Origin of the sequence: Sphingobacterium lactis, from assembly GCF_051951495.1 — a bacterium.
In the GTDB taxonomy this organism is placed as follows: domain Bacteria; phylum Bacteroidota; class Bacteroidia; order Sphingobacteriales; family Sphingobacteriaceae; genus Sphingobacterium; species Sphingobacterium lactis_A.
Genome location: NZ_JBNHAS010000004.1, coordinates 106,514 through 125,277, shown reverse-complemented (window position 1 = coordinate 125,277; position 18,764 = coordinate 106,514). Strand labels below are relative to the sequence as shown.

Annotated in this window: 10 protein-coding genes; 5 read left to right on the top strand and 5 right to left on the bottom strand. The window is 38.2% G+C overall.

Annotation, left to right across the window (positions count from 1 at the left end):
• Window positions 1-41: 41 nt before the first annotated feature.
• The 3 genes from ACP6L2_RS14630 (at window position 42) to ACP6L2_RS14620 (ending at window position 5,170) form a co-directional block, all read left to right on the top strand.
• Window positions 42-2,201, top strand: a complete 2,160-nt coding sequence (locus ACP6L2_RS14630) for an ATP-binding protein (protein WP_440510068.1) — start codon at window positions 42-44, stop codon at window positions 2,199-2,201.
• A 102-nt stretch (window positions 2,202-2,303) separates the two neighbouring features.
• On the top strand, window positions 2,304-4,238 hold the full coding sequence (rpsA, locus tag ACP6L2_RS14625) for a 30S ribosomal protein S1 (RefSeq protein WP_440510067.1): 1,935 nt from the start codon (window positions 2,304-2,306) through the stop codon (window positions 4,236-4,238).
• 95 nt (window positions 4,239-4,333) lie between these two features.
• On the top strand, window positions 4,334-5,170 hold the full coding sequence (locus tag ACP6L2_RS14620; protein WP_440510066.1) for a sulfurtransferase: 837 nt from the start codon (window positions 4,334-4,336) through the stop codon (window positions 5,168-5,170).
• Window positions 5,171-5,226: 56 nt separating this feature from the next.
• On the opposite strand, the gene ACP6L2_RS14615 is transcribed toward ACP6L2_RS14620, so the two are convergent.
• The 5 genes from ACP6L2_RS14615 to hutH are packed head-to-tail and all read right to left on the bottom strand — an operon-like array spanning window position 5,227 to window position 11,985.
• On the bottom strand, window positions 5,227-6,105 hold the full coding sequence (locus tag ACP6L2_RS14615; protein ID WP_440510065.1) for a pirin family protein: 879 nt from the start codon (window positions 6,103-6,105) through the stop codon (window positions 5,227-5,229).
• A gap of 41 nt (window positions 6,106-6,146) precedes the next feature.
• On the bottom strand, window positions 6,147-7,127 hold the full coding sequence (hutG, locus tag ACP6L2_RS14610) for a formimidoylglutamase (protein WP_440510064.1): 981 nt from the start codon (window positions 7,125-7,127) through the stop codon (window positions 6,147-6,149).
• A gap of 17 nt (window positions 7,128-7,144) precedes the next feature.
• Complete coding sequence (locus tag ACP6L2_RS14605) at window positions 7,145-9,154, bottom strand: urocanate hydratase (protein ID WP_440510063.1); 2,010 nt, start codon at window positions 9,152-9,154, stop codon at window positions 7,145-7,147.
• Window positions 9,155-9,157: 3 nt separating this feature from the next.
• A complete protein-coding gene (gene hutI, locus ACP6L2_RS14600) occupies window positions 9,158-10,414 on the bottom strand; it encodes an imidazolonepropionase (RefSeq protein WP_440510062.1) in 1,257 nt (418 codons plus the stop codon).
• A gap of 2 nt (window positions 10,415-10,416) precedes the next feature.
• Window positions 10,417-11,985, bottom strand: a complete 1,569-nt coding sequence (gene hutH, locus ACP6L2_RS14595; protein ID WP_440510061.1) for a histidine ammonia-lyase — start codon at window positions 11,983-11,985, stop codon at window positions 10,417-10,419.
• Window positions 11,986-12,063: 78 nt separating this feature from the next.
• On the opposite strand from hutH, the gene ACP6L2_RS14590 reads away from it, so the two are divergent.
• Both ACP6L2_RS14590 and ACP6L2_RS14585 read left to right on the top strand, forming a co-directional pair.
• Window positions 12,064-12,954, top strand: coding sequence for a LysR family transcriptional regulator (locus ACP6L2_RS14590; protein ID WP_440510060.1), 891 nt, complete (start codon window positions 12,064-12,066; stop codon window positions 12,952-12,954).
• Between the two features lie 104 nt (window positions 12,955-13,058).
• A complete protein-coding gene (locus ACP6L2_RS14585; RefSeq protein WP_440510059.1) occupies window positions 13,059-18,740 on the top strand; it encodes an alpha-2-macroglobulin family protein in 5,682 nt (1,893 codons plus the stop codon).
• The last annotated feature ends 24 nt before the right edge of the window (window positions 18,741-18,764 follow it).

The following is an 18,764-nucleotide window of genomic DNA, read 5'->3' as shown; positions in this document are numbered from 1 at the left end:
GTAACAAATAATAACGCTTTTTAATTAACTTTGCACGATCTATGGAAGATAAAGAAATATTAAGAAGCAGTAAACGAAACAGAAATGTTCGTAATATCCTATTATCCTCCATCATCGTATTGTTCATTACGTTTGTCGTAGTTTTCCTATTTTCTTTTATCCAATATAAATCCATTCAAAATAGAATTCAATCTATCTACGTGGCTATCAATGGGGATAAAAATGATTTCAGCGAATTACTGAATCTATTCAATGAGGCAGAAAACAGCTTCCGTAATTTTTCGATTTCATATAATAAACAGGATTACGACACCTACAGGGATCGTTTGACACGTTTAAAGTCTGCAGTTGACTCCTTAATAAAAACTAAAGATTTTATAACCTTAGGAAATTCTGAATCTCCCACCTCTACACGAGTTGCCGATCTCTTACCTAAATATCATTCGTTAAATGCCAAAGTCGATTCTATGCTCTCGGCATCAGAATTATTAAAGGACATTCAAGCCAAAGCTTCAGATGATTCCATGTTTCGCATTCCTAAGCAAAATACCATAGCAGACACCGATAGGTTTCAATTGCAAAGTGAGCGAAATACACAAATGGTCATTAAGCGTAAGCCTTTATTACAACGGATTTTTCAGAAAAAGGAAGATACAGTTTCGGTTAATGGATATGACACGTATAATGTTGAAAAAACAGAGATTTTCAAAACTTTGGAAGAGATTATCTCAGAAAACAACTTGCAAACTGCTGAAAAGCTGAAGGAGCTTCGGACAACCATGTCCAAGCTTCGTAAGAATGAAAGAGCCTTGTTAGCGGATAATTTCACCCTCTTACACAGTGCCAATCAATTGATTCGAATGATCCACGATGAAAGAATTGATATTCAACGTGGAAATACAGATCGTGAATTGAGCACACTCATTGCCAGTACCGATACTTTCCGTTGGCAGATAATTGTATCCTTAACCTTCGTCTTTATTATTATCTGTATTCTGGTCTATTACCAATTCTTCTCTGCTTATTATGAACGTAAGTTGATGGAAGAAAAAGTGTATGCATCCAAGTTAGCAGAACAGAAAACGGATATTCTAGCAGAGATCACACATGAGATAAGGACACCATTGAATTCGCTTATCGGTATAGTGGATTTATTGAAGAGTAGGAAGGATTTATACCAACCTAAAGATATTAGCTTATTGGAATCTGCTTATTCAAATATCACCATGACTTCCAAAACCATTAATGATATTTTAAATTTAAGTAAGATTGACCAACACGATTCGATTGACCCGACACATTTTGACTATAATGATTTGCTTTTGGAAGTAATTGAAGGGCATCAGCATCAGGCGAAATTGAAAAACATAGGCTTAGATTATCAGATTAACCGAGATGTACCATCCATTATCTACACTGACGAAGTCAAGGTTCGGCAGATTTTGAACAACTTGGTCAGCAATGCGATAAAATATTCTTCTAAAGGTACTGTAACCAGTAGTATGCGGGTAAACGAGAAGGGTCATTTGATTATTCAAGTTTCAGATCAAGGAGAAGGCATTCCTGATAATCTAAAGAAAAACATCTTTAAGAAATACTATACAGTTAATAAGTCTAATAAAATTGACAGTGGTGTTGGTTTGGGACTATATATCACAAAGAACATCGTCAATATGCTGGATGGTAAGATTGGATTCCGCACCACCACAGGTTCTGGTACCACCTTTATAGTTGACATTCCTATTCCCCAACCGAAATACAGACGAAAGAACACGATTAATGTACATCGGGTAAATGAACTATCTACTGATTTGGGTTGGCTAATTGTAGATGATAATGCGTTAAACCTTCTTTATTTACGGCAATTCTTCTCGTTACATAATAAAGTGTTTACGGCTACAAATGGAAAAGAGGCTTTAACAATTCTTGAGCAGGAAAAAATTGATGTTGTAGTTACCGATATTAATATGCCCATTATGACTGGTGATGAATTATTGGAGAAAATCAGACAAAACGCAGAATGGGATCAGGTAAAAATAATCGCCACATCATCTGATAACGAGCAAGTTAAGAATCTTGAGAAGTTACGTAAGGTACGATTTGACGGGATCTTGATTAAGCCATTCAATGAGAAGAAGCTTACGGAAATCATCTTAAAAACCTTGTATCCTATCTTTGAGGATTCGGGGGAAAAGTTATAGGATATCGGTAAGCTAAACTTTTTTTTCTCTAAACTCTTGTAAATAAACTTTTTTCGTATCTTTGCAGTCCCTACCACGTAGGGAAAAGGAGAAAATTAATTAATGGCAAAAAAACAAGAAGCAGAAAAAGAGTTAGCGGCGAAAAACGCAGAGCTACAAGGTGCTGACACAAAAGTTGTGAAGGACACTGAAAAGATTGAGTCTGAGGCAGATTCAAATTTAATCGATGAGATTAAATCGAACACTTGGAGTACTCCACAAGGAGACTTCGATTGGGATCTTGATGAGAAAGCTTTTGGTAACTACAGCGACACTGAGCGTGCTCAATTAGAAGAGCAGTACGCAGGTACGTTTAACCAAATCAATCAAGGTGAAATTATTGAGGGTATTGTTGTATCTATCAATAACAAAGATGTTGTTTTAAACATCGGTTTCAAATCAGACGGTCTAGTAGCATTATCTGAGTTCCGTGACTTACCTGACTTAAAAGTTGGTGATACTGTTGACGTATTCGTTGAGTCTCAAGAAGACGCAAACGGTCAATTAGTATTATCACGCAAACGTGCTAAAACACAAAAATCTTGGGAAGAGATCAACGAGGCATTGGAAAATGACAAAATCATTGATGGTTTCGTTAAATCACGTACTAAAGGTGGTTTAATTGTAGACATCAAAGGTGTTGAGGCATTCTTACCAGGATCACAAATTGATATTAAACCGATCCGTGACTACGATATCTATGTAGGTAAAACAATGGAATTCAAAGTTGTTAAGATCAACCATGAGTTCAAAAACGTTGTAGTATCTCACAAAGTATTGATCGAAGACGATTTGGAAAACCAAAAATCAGAGATCGTTGCGAAATTGGAAAAAGGACAAGTATTGGAAGGTACTGTTAAAAATATCACTGACTTCGGTGTGTTCATCGACTTGGGTGGTGTTGACGGATTACTTCACATTACAGACATCTCTTGGGGCCGTATCGAGCATCCGAAAGAAGTTCTTGCACTTGACCAAACTATTAACGTGGTTGTTCTTGACTTTGACGATGAGAAAAAACGTATCGCATTAGGCTTGAAACAACTTTCTGAGCACCCTTGGGAATCTTTAGACAAAGGTTTAGAAATCGGTTCTAAAGTTAAAGGTAAGATCGTTACTGTAGCTGACTACGGTGCTTTCTTAGAAATCATCCCTGGTGTTGAAGGATTAATCCACGTTTCTGAAATGTCTTGGTCTCAAAACTTACGTTCTCCTCAAGAGTTCTTGAAAGTAGGTGACGAAATCGAAGCTGTGATCTTAACTTTAGATCGTGAAGAGCGTAAAATGAGCTTAGGTATCAAACAATTGACTCCAGATCCATGGCAAAACATCACTGAGCGTTACCCGGTAGGTTCTAAACAATCAGCTGTTGTTAAAAACATGACTAACTTCGGTGTATTCGTTGAGTTAGAAGACGGAATCGATGGTCTTATCCACATCTCTGACCTTTCTTGGTCGAAGAAAGTTAACCACCCTAACGAATTCACTAAAGTAGGTGAGAAATTAGATGTTGTGGTATTGGAATTAGACGAAGAAAACCGCAAACTTTCTTTAGGTCACAAACAATTAGAGGAAAACCCTTGGGATACTTTCGAAACAATCTTCACTGAAGGTTCTGTTCACGAAGGTACTGTAATCAAAGTTGGTGACAAAGGAGATATCGTTGCTTTACAATATGGTGTTGAAGGTTTCTGCCCTAACAAACACTCTGTAAAAGAAGACGGTTCTGCATTGAAAGTTGACGAAGTTGCTGAATTCAAAATCATTGAGTTCAACAAAGAGAACAAACGTCTAGTTATCTCTCACTCTCGTATCTGGGAAGATGCTAAAGCTGAAGCTCGTATCGAAGAGTTCAACGCTCGTAAAAAAGAAGCTAAAACTGCTAACGCAGCAGTGAAGAAAGTTAAAGATTCAGTTGAAAAAGCAACTTTAGGAGATCTTGACGTTCTAGCTCAATTGAAAGAGCAAATGGAAGATAATGAGAAAAAATCTAAGTAATTAGATTCTAAAACATAATCTGAAGCCCCGAAGATAATTCGGGGCTTTTTTTGTTCTTAGATTTCCGTAGCTTTAATCAAAACAATGAAATAAACATGTCATCATCAGCCATCATATCTACAGATCATGCCCTGCAATTGATCCTCGAAAAGGACGCAATCATCTTGGATGCCAGCATCGATAAGGTAAACCAGAAATTGGACAACAGCACCTTGGAATTAATCCCTAACAGCCAATTCTTTGCAATCGAAGGTGCATTTTCAGATCATGATAGTCCTTTCCCGCATACCCTACCTTCTCCTAAACAATTTGAACAGGAAGCTCAAAAATTAGGAATTAATCAAGACTCGGTATTAATTATTTATGATCGTTGGGGAATATACTCGAGCCCTCGGGCTTGGTGGATGTACCGCTATATGGGATTGGAACAAGTATATGTTTTAAAGGGAGGTCTTCCAGCATGGAAAGCTGCGGGATTACCCTTAGAAGATCATTATATGGATGAGACTGCTGTACAACCTGGGAACTTTAAGGCTAGTCCACAAAAAGAATGGTTGGTAAGCAAGGAGCAATTGCTATCGCTATATCATGATAAGCATGTTCAGGTTATTGATGCCCGCAGTTCTGGACGCTTTCATGGCACCGCAGCAGAACCAAGACCAGGCTTACGATCTGGACATATACCAGGCTCTAAAAACCTTCCATTTGACACCATAATGGATGGCATAGATTATAAGGACAAGGAAGAATTAGCCTTATTATTTGACGGAAAAACAAATCCGGATAAACGTAATATCTTTACGTGTGGATCTGGAGTATCAGCTGCCATATTAGCTTTAGCAGCCCATGAATTAGGAATTGAACAAATAGCCGTTTATGATGGATCTTGGAGCGAGTGGGGCGCAGATCCCAATAGCCCAATTGAACAATAATAAAGCATAAAAAAGGCCTTGTCGTAAACAAGGCCTTTATATTTTGAATATAAATTTTATTTTCGAGGTTCCGGTAGAGGCACATAGCCATCATCACCTGGCACCTTTGGAAATTCATGATTTATCCATTTCTGCTTTGCTTCTTCGATAATCTCTTTAGAGGTTGCGACAAAATTCCAATAGATAAAGCGCTCCTCTGGGAATGGTTCTCCACCGAAGATATAAACGGTAGTCCCTGCTTTCATTTCAAAAGAACATAAATGCGCATCTAATGTGATTAATATTTGTTTAGGTCCATAATCGAAGCCATTGCTTTTGATATCGCCTTCCAAAATATATAAGCCACTTTCGCCATATAGTTCATTTCGTATATCGATAAAGCTATCCTGACTAGCTTTAATCTCAATCATGTATAGCTTGCTATGAACCGGAACAGGGGATTTACGTCCAAAAGCTTCTCCGGCAATTAGTTTATAGGAGACACCATCTTCTTCCCATTGAGGAATAGCTTCGGCATCGATATGGTGGAATTCTGGTTCTTGAAATTCCAACTCCTTAGGCAATGCTACCCAAATTTGTAATCCATGTAAGAACTTATCTTTTTGACGAAGGTATTCGGGCGTTCTTTCCGAATGTACAACTGCCTTACCCGCTGTCATCCAATTGACAGCACCAGGTTTAATTTCAACAGCAGAACCTATACTGTCTCTGTGAAAAATAGAACCTTCAAATAAATAAGTTAGTGTCGATAAACCGATATGTGGATGAGGCCCTACATCTAAATTCTCATGGTCAGCTAAACAAGCTGGCCCCATATGATCAATAAAAACAAAGGGACCTATAGAACGTTTTTGACGAAAAGGCAAAAGACGACCTACCATAAAGTTCCCAATATTAGCCGCAGTTTCCTCTCGGATGAAATCAATATTTGACATGATAATAGTTTTTGTTGCAGTGCAATTAAAGTTAGGGATAATTAAGGATTACTCGCAATACGAAAGATTAAATCTGCCGCTAACTTTGTCGTTCTATTGTCAATATCGTAGAGTGGATTCAATTCTGCAATGTCTACAGTCCATAAATTGGCTTGCCCAAGAATACATTCCAGAATTCGAATAAATGTTGCATCTGGTACCAGTCCATTGAAATTCAGGGCACTGACACCGGGCGCATATGGCGCTGCAAAAACATCCATATCGATCGTTAGGTAAAGGCAATCTACGCGATCTGCAAAAGCTTGAATTCTTTCCTGAATATTCTCTAATTCCCAAGGGTGAACATCATAAGCTTCAATAATCTCGACATGATGTTCCTCTGCATATTGATATAAAGCTTGCGTATTACTGATTTGCTGTATACCGATGGCCATGTAATTGAATTCAAGTCCTTCGGTTTTTGACTCTTCTGCGATTTGAAAAAAGCCTGTACCTGAATTCCCTTTGCAATCTTTCAATGGACGAATATCTAAATGGGCATCTAAGTTGATAATACCGATTTTCTTGGTGGGATTTGCTAATCTTAGGCCTTTATAATGACCATAAGTTACCTCATGTCCGCCACCTAAAACGATAGGTAGTCCGCCCATTTCTAGAATCTGTTGCACTCGCTTAGCTAACTCTTGCTGAGCAGCTTCTAAATCTTCCGCAACGCAGATGACATCACCCGCATCGGCAATCTCGAAGGAAGGAAATAAATGGTCAGGTAAGTTTGCAAGCACTTTACGCATCGCTGCTGGAGCATCTTTCGCTCCTACTCGACCTTGATTTCTTCGAACGCCCTCATCACAACAAAAGCCTAATAATACAGTTTTGAATTGCATAACGGGCAATTCTTTATCTAGGTCAATCAAATCTATGATTTGATGCCAACGCTTGGATGAAGGATCTTCACCATCAATTCGGCCAGTCCATTTTGCTGCATCAGCAGCTTTATAAAGTACATTTCCTAATGCTTCCATATTTCGCTATTAATTGCCTAAGAAAACAGCTTATCTATTAGCTCATCCTCTACCCCTATTGCTCTTGTAACCTTCAAGGTGGATGTTCTATTTAATTCCGTTTCAATAGCTTGTTGTGCCTCTTTATTTCGCGCCCAGGCACGACGTGCTATACCATTGTTCACATCAAAGAAAAGCATCTGCTTTAATTTACGGTCTGCGTCTGTACTGCCATCCAATAATAGGCCAAATCCGCCATTGATTACTTCTCCCCAACCTACTCCACCACCATTATGGATTGACACCCAAGTAGCGCCACGGAAGCTATCACCAATGACATTGTGTATAGCCATATCCGCAGTAAACTTACTACCATCATAAATATTGCTGGTTTCGCGATAAGGCGAGTCAGTACCACTAACATCGTGGTGATCGCGTCCTAACACCACAGGAGCAGACAAGCGACCATCTTGTACGGCTTTATTGAAAGCTTCGGCAATACGCGCTCTACCCAAAGCATCCGCATAAAGAATGCGTGCTTGAGAACCTACGACTAATTTATTTTGTTCCGCTTCTTCTATCCATTTGATGTTATCTGCCATCTGCTGATAAATTTCTTCTGGAGCATCAGCTTGAAGCTCTTTCATTACTTCCAATGCCAATTGATCCGTTAGACGTAAATCTTCTGCTTTTCCGGAGGTACAAACCCAACGGAATGGACCAAAGCCATAGTCAAAACACATAGGTCCTAAAATATCTTGAACGTAAGAAGGATATTTGAAATTGATGCCATCCTCGGCCATGACCTCTGCACCTGCACGACTGCTTTCCAATAAAAAGGCATTGCCATAATCAAAGAAATAAGTACCTCTTTCTGCATGTTTATTGACAGCAGCAGCATGTCTAACCAAGGTTTTCTGTACTTCTTGTTTGAATTTATCTGGATTATTAGCGATCAGTTCATTCGATTCTTCAAAGCTTAAGTCTGCTGGATAATATCCTCCAGACCAAGGATTGTGTAATGATGTCTGGTCAGAACCAACAGTCACAAAAACTTCTTCCTCGTAGAACCGCTCCCAGACATCGACAATATGACCAATATAGGCAATGGAAACCAGTTCTTCTTTTTCTTGAGCTTCCTTGACACGGTTTATTAAGTCTTCCATGTTATCTACCAACACATCTACCCATCCTTGTTCATGGCGCTTATGGGCAGCGGCAGGATTCACCTCCGCACATACGGTTATGCATCCGGCAATATTACCTGCTTTTGGCTGAGCTCCACTCATGCCTCCAAGTCCAGAAGTCAAAAAGATTTTACCCTTAATGGAGTCTCCTTGTTTCAGGTGTTTTCTAAAGGCATTCATCACGGTAATCGTAGTACCATGAACAATCCCTTGTGGTCCGATATACATATAGGATCCAGCGGTCATTTGACCATATTGGGTCACACCTAAAGCATTAAACCGCTCCCAATCATCCGGTTTTGAGTAATTAGGAATCATCATCCCATTGGTAACTACCACACGTGGAGCCTGCTCTGAAGATGGGAATAATCCCATCGGGTGACCAGAATACATGTGCAAAGTTTGCTCATTACTCATCTCCGATAGGTATTTCATGGTAACTAGGTATTGTGCCCAGTTTTGAAATACTGCACCATTCCCACCATAGGTAATCAATTCATGGGGATGTTGTGCAACGGCTGGATCAAGGTTATTTTGGATCATCAGCATAATAGCTGCAGCTTGTTCACTCTGTGCTGGATATTCCGATATCGGTCGAGCATGCATTGGATAGGTTGGGCGGAATCTATACATATAGATCCTTCCATATTCACGCAGTTCTTCCAAAAATTCAACAGCTAATTCAGCATGCCATTCTTTAGGAAAATAACGTAGGGCATTTCGAATTGCCAATTTCTCTTCGTCTTTGCTTAATATAGCTTTGCGTTTTGGAGCATGGCTCACGCTTGTATCGAGTTGAGCTTTCGCAGGTAATTCACTTGGAATCCCCTGCTTAATAGCTTCTTGAAATGTAGTGTTCATCGTTTAGGAATTAGAATTATCAACCACCTTATTTCCGGTCTTCCAAACCTGTGCTGGTTGTAAAGCACCCTGTAGGTAGGTAATGTTTTGATAATTATCTGTTTTATAAATTACAAAATCCGCTAAAAGGCCTTCAACTAGGCGACCACGATCTTTTAGGTTTAAAGCCTTTGCTGCACGGTAGGTAATGGCAGACAGAACCTCTGCATTACTTAATTTTTCCATCGTCGCTAGTATACTTGCGCTTTCGATTAATTTACCCATTGGTGCAGATCCAGGATTCCAGTCTGTAGCAATGGCTAAGCTAGCACCTGCATCGAGTAGCTTTCTAGCAGGAGTAAAAGCACATCCAATACCCAATGATGCCGCAGGCAGAGCAACTGCAACAACGTCTGATTGAGCAAGTGCCAATACCTCAGTATCTCCAGATGCTTCTAAATGGTCAGCAGATACCGCAGCTAATTCCACCGCTAATGCGGAGCCAGAGGTACTAAATTGATCAGCATGAATGGTAATATCGAATCCTAAATCCTTAGCCTTTTCAAAATAAGGCTTAGTTTGTTCTGCAGAAAAAGCACTACGCTCTACAAAAGCATCAATGCGTGTGGTTAGATTTTCTTCTTTTAAAATCGGGAACAATTGATCCGCAATTTCTGCCAAATATTCTTCCGGGGTTCCTTCAAAATCCTTTGGACACATGTGCGCTGCCAAACAAGTACTTATCAAATCTGCTCCACTATGTTGGTTTGCTTGTTTTACGGCTCGAAGCGTCTTTAGTTCTTCTTCTACATTTAGTCCATAGCCACTTTTCACTTCCACTGTCGTGATACCTTGCAACAGGAGCGTATCAGCTCTTTTGCTGGTAAGATCGGCTAATTCATCTTCTGATAATGCTCTGGTATGTTTTACCGTACTCCATATGCCACCACCCGCTTCAGCTATTTCCAGATAGGAACTACCTGCATTTCGCATGGCAAAATCATTTGCTCGGTTTCCACCGAAAGCAATATGCGTATGACAGTCAATATATCCAGGTAAAACCACGTAATTATCCGTTAATTCGATGATTTCAGTATCCTGTGTATTGGCAGCCTTCAATTCCTCAAAAGTGCCAACTGCTTTAATCTTATCACCTTCTAACAGCAATCCAGCATGTTCCAAAACCTCCATATCGGCATCTTTCAATGCACCTTTAATTGGAAGATTGGCTAGGCTGAGCAATTGCTTAAAAGGTCCTATTAACTTCTTTCTTTGATCCATAATTAATAGTTTTCAAAATAATCTGTTCCTTCACCAAAATAAGCAACTTCTTGCTCTTTGGAGATTTTCTTCGCCAGCTCAATCAGTTCACCTGATTTCACCAAGGCCAATGCTTGATCTAAAATATCCTGCATTGGTTGATCTTCTTCAATATGCGGAATAACCTGACGAATATGCGCATGCAAAGCTTCTACAATAGGAGTAGATTTTAATGGTGCATGATAATCCTTAGCTTGTGCTGCACATAACAACTCTATACTTAGGATCTTATCGACATTATCTAAGACCTGCAGTAATTTTCTACCGGATATTGAACCCATACTGACATGGTCTTCCTGACCTAATGAGGTTGGGATGCTATCCGCTGAAGCTGGGAAACATAATCCTTTATTTTCAGATGCTATTGCTGCTGTACTGTATTGAAGAATCATAAATCCAGAGTTTAAACCAGTACTTTTCATCAACAACTTAGGAACGCCATTGGTTTCACCTTCTAAGGATAAATACACGCGGCGGTCGGATATATTACCCAATTCGGACAATGCCAATGTTGCATAATCCAATGGTAATGCAATTGGTTGACCATGGAAAGAACCTCCCGAGATAGTTAGTTCATTATTGATGATAATAGGATTATCCGTTACGGAGTTGATTTCTGTTTCGATGATTTCCTTAAAGTGTAACCAAGCATTACGGGATGCCCCATGAACTTGAGGTATACAACGCAAAGAATAAGGATCTTGTACACGGGAACAGTTTTTATGCGATTCTAAAATAGCTGAACCTTTCAACAGGTTAAAAACAGTTGAAGCGACAAAGCTATTTCCTTTATATGGCCTTAGCTGATGTAATTCTGTAAAGAAAGGTTTGATTGAACCATTCAATCCCTCGATCATTAGGGTAGCAATTAAATCGGCATTGTTCATTAATCGGTTCATTTCTACAACAGCCTTGACACCATGTGCAGCCATGAATTGAGTACCATTAATTAATGCTAACCCTTCCTTAGCACCCAAAGCAATGGGCTCCATGTTGTAGGCAGATAGTACTTCCGCAGTATTCACCTGTTTTCCGTCTTTCCAAATCTTACCATGACCGATAAGCGGTAAAAACAAATGCGACAATGGTGCTAAATCGCCCGATGCACCAACAGAGCCTTGCTTAGGAACTACAGGGATAACATCTTCTTGGATATGCCAAATAATACGTTCTATGGTACTCATCTGTACGCCCGAGAATCCTTTCGCTAGAGCATGCACCTTCAAGATCAGCATCAGCTTACTCAATTCTTTGTCGATTGCTTCACCCATACCTACAGCATGGCTTTTCAAAATATTCTCTTGAAGTCTACGCGTATCTTGTGCTCCTATCAAGGTGGTACACAATGGACCGAAGCCCGTATTAATACCATAAACCACTTTTCCTGCATCTACAATATCTTGTACATATTGTGCACTCTGATTTACCTTAGCTTGACTATCTTCGCTTAGATAGCCTTTAATTTCACCTTTAGCAATACCTATGGCTAGGGAACTGCTTAAAAAATCTTCACCGTATTTAAAATTTTCCATAATATTCAACCTTATCTATCAAATTTAGCCCCTATATTTGATAATTAGTAATACCATTTTTCACAAGGATTGATAACTATGAATTATCAAATAGAACTCAGACATCTGCATTATTTCAAAACGGTTGCTGAAGAATTGCATTTTCGCAAAGCCGCAGAAAAGTTATTTATAGCACAGCCTGGCCTATCAAGACAAATTAAACAACTGGAGGATTATTACCAGACGCCTCTTTTTATTCGTGATAAGCGAAATGTGGAACTGACAGAAGCTGGGTATTACTTGAAAAAAGAAGTTGATTTATTGTTCACCCAAATGAATAGAATCAAAGAGCAGGTAGAAAAGATTAAGGATGGTAAACTAACATCCCTAAAACTGGGTTTTATTGGTTCTGCAGTTCAGACTATTTTTCCTCAACTATTGGTCAATCTTAAGAAGGAGCAACCCCTTATTGACATTACACTTAGCGAACTCTCCAATGAGGTACAATTGGATCTTCTTTTAAAGAATCAATTGGACTTTGGATTTGTTCGTATTGACAATGCTCAAAGTCCGCTTCAATCCATTCCGGTTATGACTGATCATTTCTCTTTGGTAGTACCCAAAAATGAGAAAAACAAAAAGATAAAAAAAGTAAACCTTCAAGACTTTCGAGAGGAGTCTTTTATTTTATTTTCCAAGGCATATAGCAGTTCCTATTATGATTTGGTTATGAGTATTTTTCAGGACCATGGTTTTGAGCCACATGTAACCTTGAAAACGGTAAATGCATTAAGTATTTTTAATTTGGTAAGCCAAGGTTTAGGGGTAGCAATAGTACCTTCCTCCTTAAAGAAAGGATACCATACCCATGTTGATTTTCTGGATTTAAGTCATTTACCACAAAGGACTACTTTGTCGTTGGTGTGGAATCAAGGGAATAGGAATCCGGGGATTTCATTATTTCTACAAACTGTAGATTCATTGATATAAACTCCTATTATAGATCTCATTTATTTTCCAGTTTTTTATGGAAAAAGGAAGCTTAATTCATCATTAAGCTAAGCAACATAATTTGCTTTAACCTAATATTAACTATGAAATTTTTTTATTACTTCCTTTTATTAGTTTTTCCTTTGGTTTCAATTGGACAAGTCAACAATTCTAAATCCTTAGCGGAAAAGTGGAAAGAAGTAGATTATTTAATTTCTATTCAGAATTTTGATCAGGCAGTTCCATTAATTAAAGAGATAAAATCTATCGCTAATATCAGGAAAGATAATAGCAGTTGGGTTCGTGCTATATTAGCTGAAAATCTAATTATTGGAGCGAATAAAAATGTAATAAATCCTACTGCAGCAAGGAGTGAACATTTTGAAAAACAAATTGAAAGTACTTCTGGCCTTAAAAAAGCTGTGTTATTGAATTTTTATGCGAAGTTTATAATCAGCCGTAAAGAAATCGCGCACAAACCAATAAACAACGGAATTGAATTCTTTGTCGATTCTTTATTTCAGTCTTCATTGAAAATGAAGGAAATTTTAGCAAAAGAACCAATTGAAAGTTGGAACTATTTATTTACAGGTTTAGAGAATTTGGAGTTAAGTCCTACACTCTACCATCATATAGCCTTAAATTATTTCCAATTTTTAAGTTATTACAAAAAGGAAAACAGCGTAAAACTGGAAAAGTTAACCAGAAATTTAGACTCCTTGAATAAAAGCTTGGGATTAGCAAATGCGCAAGCTAATTTTCTTTTCCTACAAAAATCGATAAATAACAATAGCTATGATTTAGAAGATCTTCAACAAATTGTGGATTCGCAGAAAAGTGATTATAACGCTTATATATTATGGGTAATCGCCAAAAGAATGGTGGATAATCACCAATTTAGTAAAGCTTTAACTCGAGTAAATGAAGCAGAACAAAATTACCCAAATTCTCCTTGGATTGAAAATGCCATTCAATTAAAAAAAGAAATTCAAGCGGTAATATTAGATGTTACTTTAGATCAAAATATTCCAAGCCAACAATACAGTCCATTAATGATTAGGGGAAGGAATATAGACTCCATATTTATAAAAGTTTATAATACGAGTACAACCCTAACCAACCCTAACCAACCACATATTCAATATAATGACTCATCGAATATTGCTTCTATAAAGGCTAAATTAGTTTATGAAGAACATTTAGGTACAAAAGAATTTAATAATCCTAATGAACAAACTACGATATATAAAATAAATCCTCTGGAGTACGGCAGTTATACGCTCTTGATTTCAAATAATCGCCAGTTTAAGGACGATGGATTATTAAATGAAGTCAAATCATTAGACTTTATCACGACAGATTTATACCTACAAAAAAATACTCCTTCTTGGAATAGTCATATGACTCCTCCATCTGGGATTGCCTTAAATATAAAGACAGGGAAACCATATGCGAATACCTCCTTAATATTATATAAGTTGAACTTGCAAGGTGAATTTGAATTTGTAGAAAAACTCAAAACAGATAAAGAGGGTATTTTCTTTTATTCAGATATAGAATATTTTAGTAATCAGGACGCCGAAAATTTCTATCTATATAATCCTTCAGAAGGTCAATTTATTAAAACTGATTTTTTCATCAAATTCATTAATAATTTTCGAGGATATTCAAACAATGGTTATTTTAATGAAGCCTTATTATTAACTGACCGAATCATTTATAAGCCAGGACAGCGTGTATTTTTTAAAGCTATCGTATATAACAAACTATTAAATCAAGGAGAAGTAGTTCCAAATCTTGATGTACAAGTAAGATTTTCTAATGCCGGTTGGAGAACATTAAATAAGCAAAATCTAAAAACGAATGAATATGGTTCGGTTGATAGTAGCTTTTTAATACCAGCAAATTGTTTACCAGGACACTACTTTTTGGAAGTTAAATCAAAAGGAAGAGAATTGGGGCATTACTATTTTCAAATTGAAGAGTATAAACGTCCCACATTCCAAGTGAAATTTACCCCAAATAAACAGACGCTACACTCAGGAGACACTGCCATATTTGAAGGAAATGCTAGAAGCTTTTCGGGTGTCCCATTAAAAGAGTCAAAAGTACATGTGATGGTTATTTTAGGCAGTTGGGATAATATCGTGTCTTCTAATAACATTCTAAAAAAAGACACACTTTACACCGATAAAGATGGGAACTTCAAATTCAAGGTTCATTTGACAGATTCAATTTTCGGAAAAATAGAGAAAGCTGAAATAACTTATAATGTAGAAGTAATCAACCAATCTGGAGAAATGCAATTTTCGAAAGGAACTTATAAGTTCCATAAGAAACCTTGGAGAATTGAAATTAAGTCAGAAACATATCAACAAGAATTTGGGTGGACTAAAGTAATCCTCAATACTACAAATCATAACAATATTACTTTAGGGTTGAAAGGGAAAATTGATATTTATAAAATAAATGAATCACCAGTCCTCCTTCCCAAAGGAATTGAAAACCTATATAACCCAATCAGGAAACATATTCTCCAAAAGGAGGAGTATAAAAAGTTTTTCCCGGAATTGGCAAAGCTCTTTTTAATAGAAAAAAACTGGAGAACTAAAACTTTAATTACGTCTTATTCATTCGATAGTAACGAATCTAGTGTTATAAATATTGATTCAAACCTTTATCCAAGGGGAACATATCAAATTGTGGCTACTTCATATATTGGAAAAGACTCCATTATAGAAAGAAAAAATATAGAAGTATTCGATCCTGCTACCAATAAAACATCGGACAAGGTATTTCTAATTTCAAAATTAGACAAGGCAACTTATTCTCCAGGTGATCAAGTCACTTTACAATTCTTTTCAGATGAACCCAATGCCAAAACTCTAATTCTTTACAAGAAAAAAGATAACATCAATTATTTACCAGAAGTGCTTGAATGGAATAATGGAGAAATAAAATATACTTTTAATATTCCTGTCCATGAAAGGATTAGCACGATTAATTTTAATGCTGTCTTAATTGTGAACAATAAAATTCAAAATACTACCGCCAGGATAAAAATAATTGTTCCAAAAAAAGAATTGCAAATTCAGGTTCAGACATTTCGAGATAAAATAACTCCCGGCAAATTGGAGAATTGGAGCTTTAGTATCAAAAAAGACAACAAAACAGTACAAGCTGAAACATTAGCAACTATGTACGATGCTTCTTTGGATATGTTTGAATCACATGGTATTCCTAGTTCTTTTTATTCAGAAATTGACTTTTATAATAGTCGACTTTTGACTTATGATGACTTATATGAATATTTACCAAAAAGCTACTCTTCAACTAATTATAAGGAGTTGAAAAAGATTTCCTATTTAACTAGTAATCTACCAAGTGTTATTAACTACTCCCTTTGGAATCCTTTAGATCATCATACAAAAAATTTAGTCTATGATTTTGCTTCGCACCAATTTCATAGCTTCAGTACTTCAGGCTTGGGAAACGAAAGAAATATTAATTCTGAAGGTCCTAATTTGGAAGAAAGTCTTGCATACAAAAAAACGTTGCAAGAGCTAGAGAAAGTCCAAGCGCGTAAAAACCTTCAGGAAACTGCCTTCTTTTTCCCTAAACTTTACAGTGATGAGCAAGGAACGGTACGTTTTGAATTTGACAGCCCTGAAGCACTCACAAAATGGAAACTACTCTTGTTTGCACATGATAAGGAATTGAATGCCGGTTCAGCGACCTTCTATAGCCAGACACAGAAAGAACTAATGGTGCGTCCAAACCTCCCACGATATTTCAGGGAAGGCGATGAGATCATGATCAAAGCGCAGGTCCAGAACCTAAGTAAGGAAATCCAGAATGGGAATGCCCGTATCGAGCTTATCGATCCGGAAACCAATAACAATATCAGCAATAGGTTTATGGAAGGCGGACTGACCGTTCCTTTCCAGGTAGACCCGCAGAACAACGGTACTGTCAGTTGGAAACTACGAATTCCAGCAGATATCCATTCCGTACAGGTCAAGGTAATTGCAGCCACGGACACGCATTCCGATGGGGAAATCGTGGAGCTACCAATATTGTCCGATAAGATCCTGATAACCGATACGGAGAAGATCCTATTGAAGGCCAAACAGGAAAAGACCTATCAGATCAAGATCGGAGGCAAGGACAATGTTCAGGCCAAGGTACAGGTGCAGAGCAATCCGATCCTGGAAATCATTTCCGCACTGGACTATCTGAAAAACTACCCTTATGAATGTACCGAACAGTCGGCCAGCAAGTGGTTCGGGCTGAAGGTACTGCAGTACATGGAAAAACATTATCCTGCCATATCCAACTACTTCAAGTCCATCGACAGCAAGGAAATCAAGGGCAACCTGGAGTCCAATGCTGCACTAAAGGACATCAAAATGGAAGAGATGCCATGGATCAGACAGATTGAAAACGATCAGGAGAAATTGAAACAATTGGCCAAACTGTTCCAATCCGATATTTCACGTGAGCTTCAGGAGATAGAGAAAAAGATCATGGACAATCAGCTTTCCAGCGGTGGCTTCTCTTGGTTCAAGGGAGGACGTGCGGATACCTATATGTCCATCCGTATCCTGGAAGTGTTCGGCAAGGTATTACAATTGGATAAATCACTGATTGAGCCAAGTCTAATGCAAAAAAGCCAAAACCTCATGGATTACCTGGATAAGGACACGGCGGTATTCAATCCGAAGTCCGGAGCTTACATGGCCTTGAACTACCTACATGCCCGTCACTATTGGACGGCCTATAGAACAATTCCTAAGGATAATCTAAACAAGCTTAAACCAAGGTTATTGAACACTCCACTCCTATCCGCTTCGGGAAGCGCAGGAGATGCCGCAAAAGCCTGGGTGGTAAACCTGTTATACGGAACGGGAAAAGAGGCAACCGAGATCCGCAATAGGCTTCAGCAGGAAATGATCACGGATGAGGACAAGGGAATCTACTGGCGCAGTAATGACAATAAATACAACAATGTCAGTCTCCAGTCCTATATGGTAGAAGCCTACAAGCTGAATGACCCGAGCAAGCTGATGGGAATCACACAGTACCTGTACTATAAGAAAAATGCAAACCATTGGTACAGCACCTGGATGACCGTAGATGCCATCTATGCCCTACTTCTAGCCAACAATCCGGCTGACTTTGTCCTGGTGAACAACATCAGCCTGAAAGTCGATCAACAGGATGTGAAATTAGATGATGTCGTCCTGGGTCAGGTGAGCAAGGAATGGGGCAAAGAAGAATTGAATGCCAATAAAAACATCGCTGTGACCAACAACAATGACCGCACGGTTTATGGCGGAATCTATCACCAATACTTTGTACCTGCAGCGGATGTTAAACAGACGACAAATGAACTTGCGGTCAGCAAGAAATACATGATCGAAAGAAATGGAAAATGGGAAGAGGCAAAAGAGGTACGATTAGGCGACAAGATCAAGGTTGAAATAACTGTCATTGCGGATAAGAACCTGAACTATGTTCACCTGAAGGACAGTAGACCGTCCGGAGTAGAACCTGTATATCAGGCTTCGGGATATCAGTGGCGAAGAGGTTATTACTTCACCCTGAAGGATGCTTCCACCAATTATTTCTTCGATTACCTGGCCAAGGGAAAACATACCTTCAGCTATGAGATCAAAGCAAACAATGTGGGTACATTCAACTCGGGAATAACAACCATCGATTGCATGTACGATCCTACTGTAAATGCCAGATCAGAAAACTTAGAAGTGAAGATTATTGAGTAAATTCATTATGCAGGCAACATCAAT

Excerpts from the sequence above, each read along its gene's own strand:
- ACP6L2_RS14630 (WP_440510068.1), top strand. The coding sequence starts at position 42 with ATGGAAGATAAAGAAATATTAAGAAGCAGTAAACGAAACAGAAATGTT.
- rpsA (WP_440510067.1), top strand. The coding sequence starts at position 2,304 with ATGGCAAAAAAACAAGAAGCAGAAAAAGAGTTAGCGGCGAAAAACGCA.
- ACP6L2_RS14620 (WP_440510066.1), top strand. The coding sequence starts at position 4,334 with ATGTCATCATCAGCCATCATATCTACAGATCATGCCCTGCAATTGATC.
- ACP6L2_RS14615 (WP_440510065.1), bottom strand. The coding sequence starts at position 6,105 with ATGTCAAATATTGATTTCATCCGAGAGGAAACTGCGGCTAATATTGGG.
- hutG (WP_440510064.1), bottom strand. The coding sequence starts at position 7,127 with ATGGAAGCATTAGGAAATGTACTTTATAAAGCTGCTGATGCAGCAAAA.
- ACP6L2_RS14605 (WP_440510063.1), bottom strand. The coding sequence starts at position 9,154 with ATGAACACTACATTTCAAGAAGCTATTAAGCAGGGGATTCCAAGTGAA.
- hutI (WP_440510062.1), bottom strand. The coding sequence starts at position 10,414 with ATGGATCAAAGAAAGAAGTTAATAGGACCTTTTAAGCAATTGCTCAGC.
- hutH (WP_440510061.1), bottom strand. The coding sequence starts at position 11,985 with ATGGAAAATTTTAAATACGGTGAAGATTTTTTAAGCAGTTCCCTAGCC.
- ACP6L2_RS14590 (WP_440510060.1), top strand. The coding sequence starts at position 12,064 with ATGAATTATCAAATAGAACTCAGACATCTGCATTATTTCAAAACGGTT.
- ACP6L2_RS14585 (WP_440510059.1), top strand. The coding sequence starts at position 13,059 with ATGAAATTTTTTTATTACTTCCTTTTATTAGTTTTTCCTTTGGTTTCA.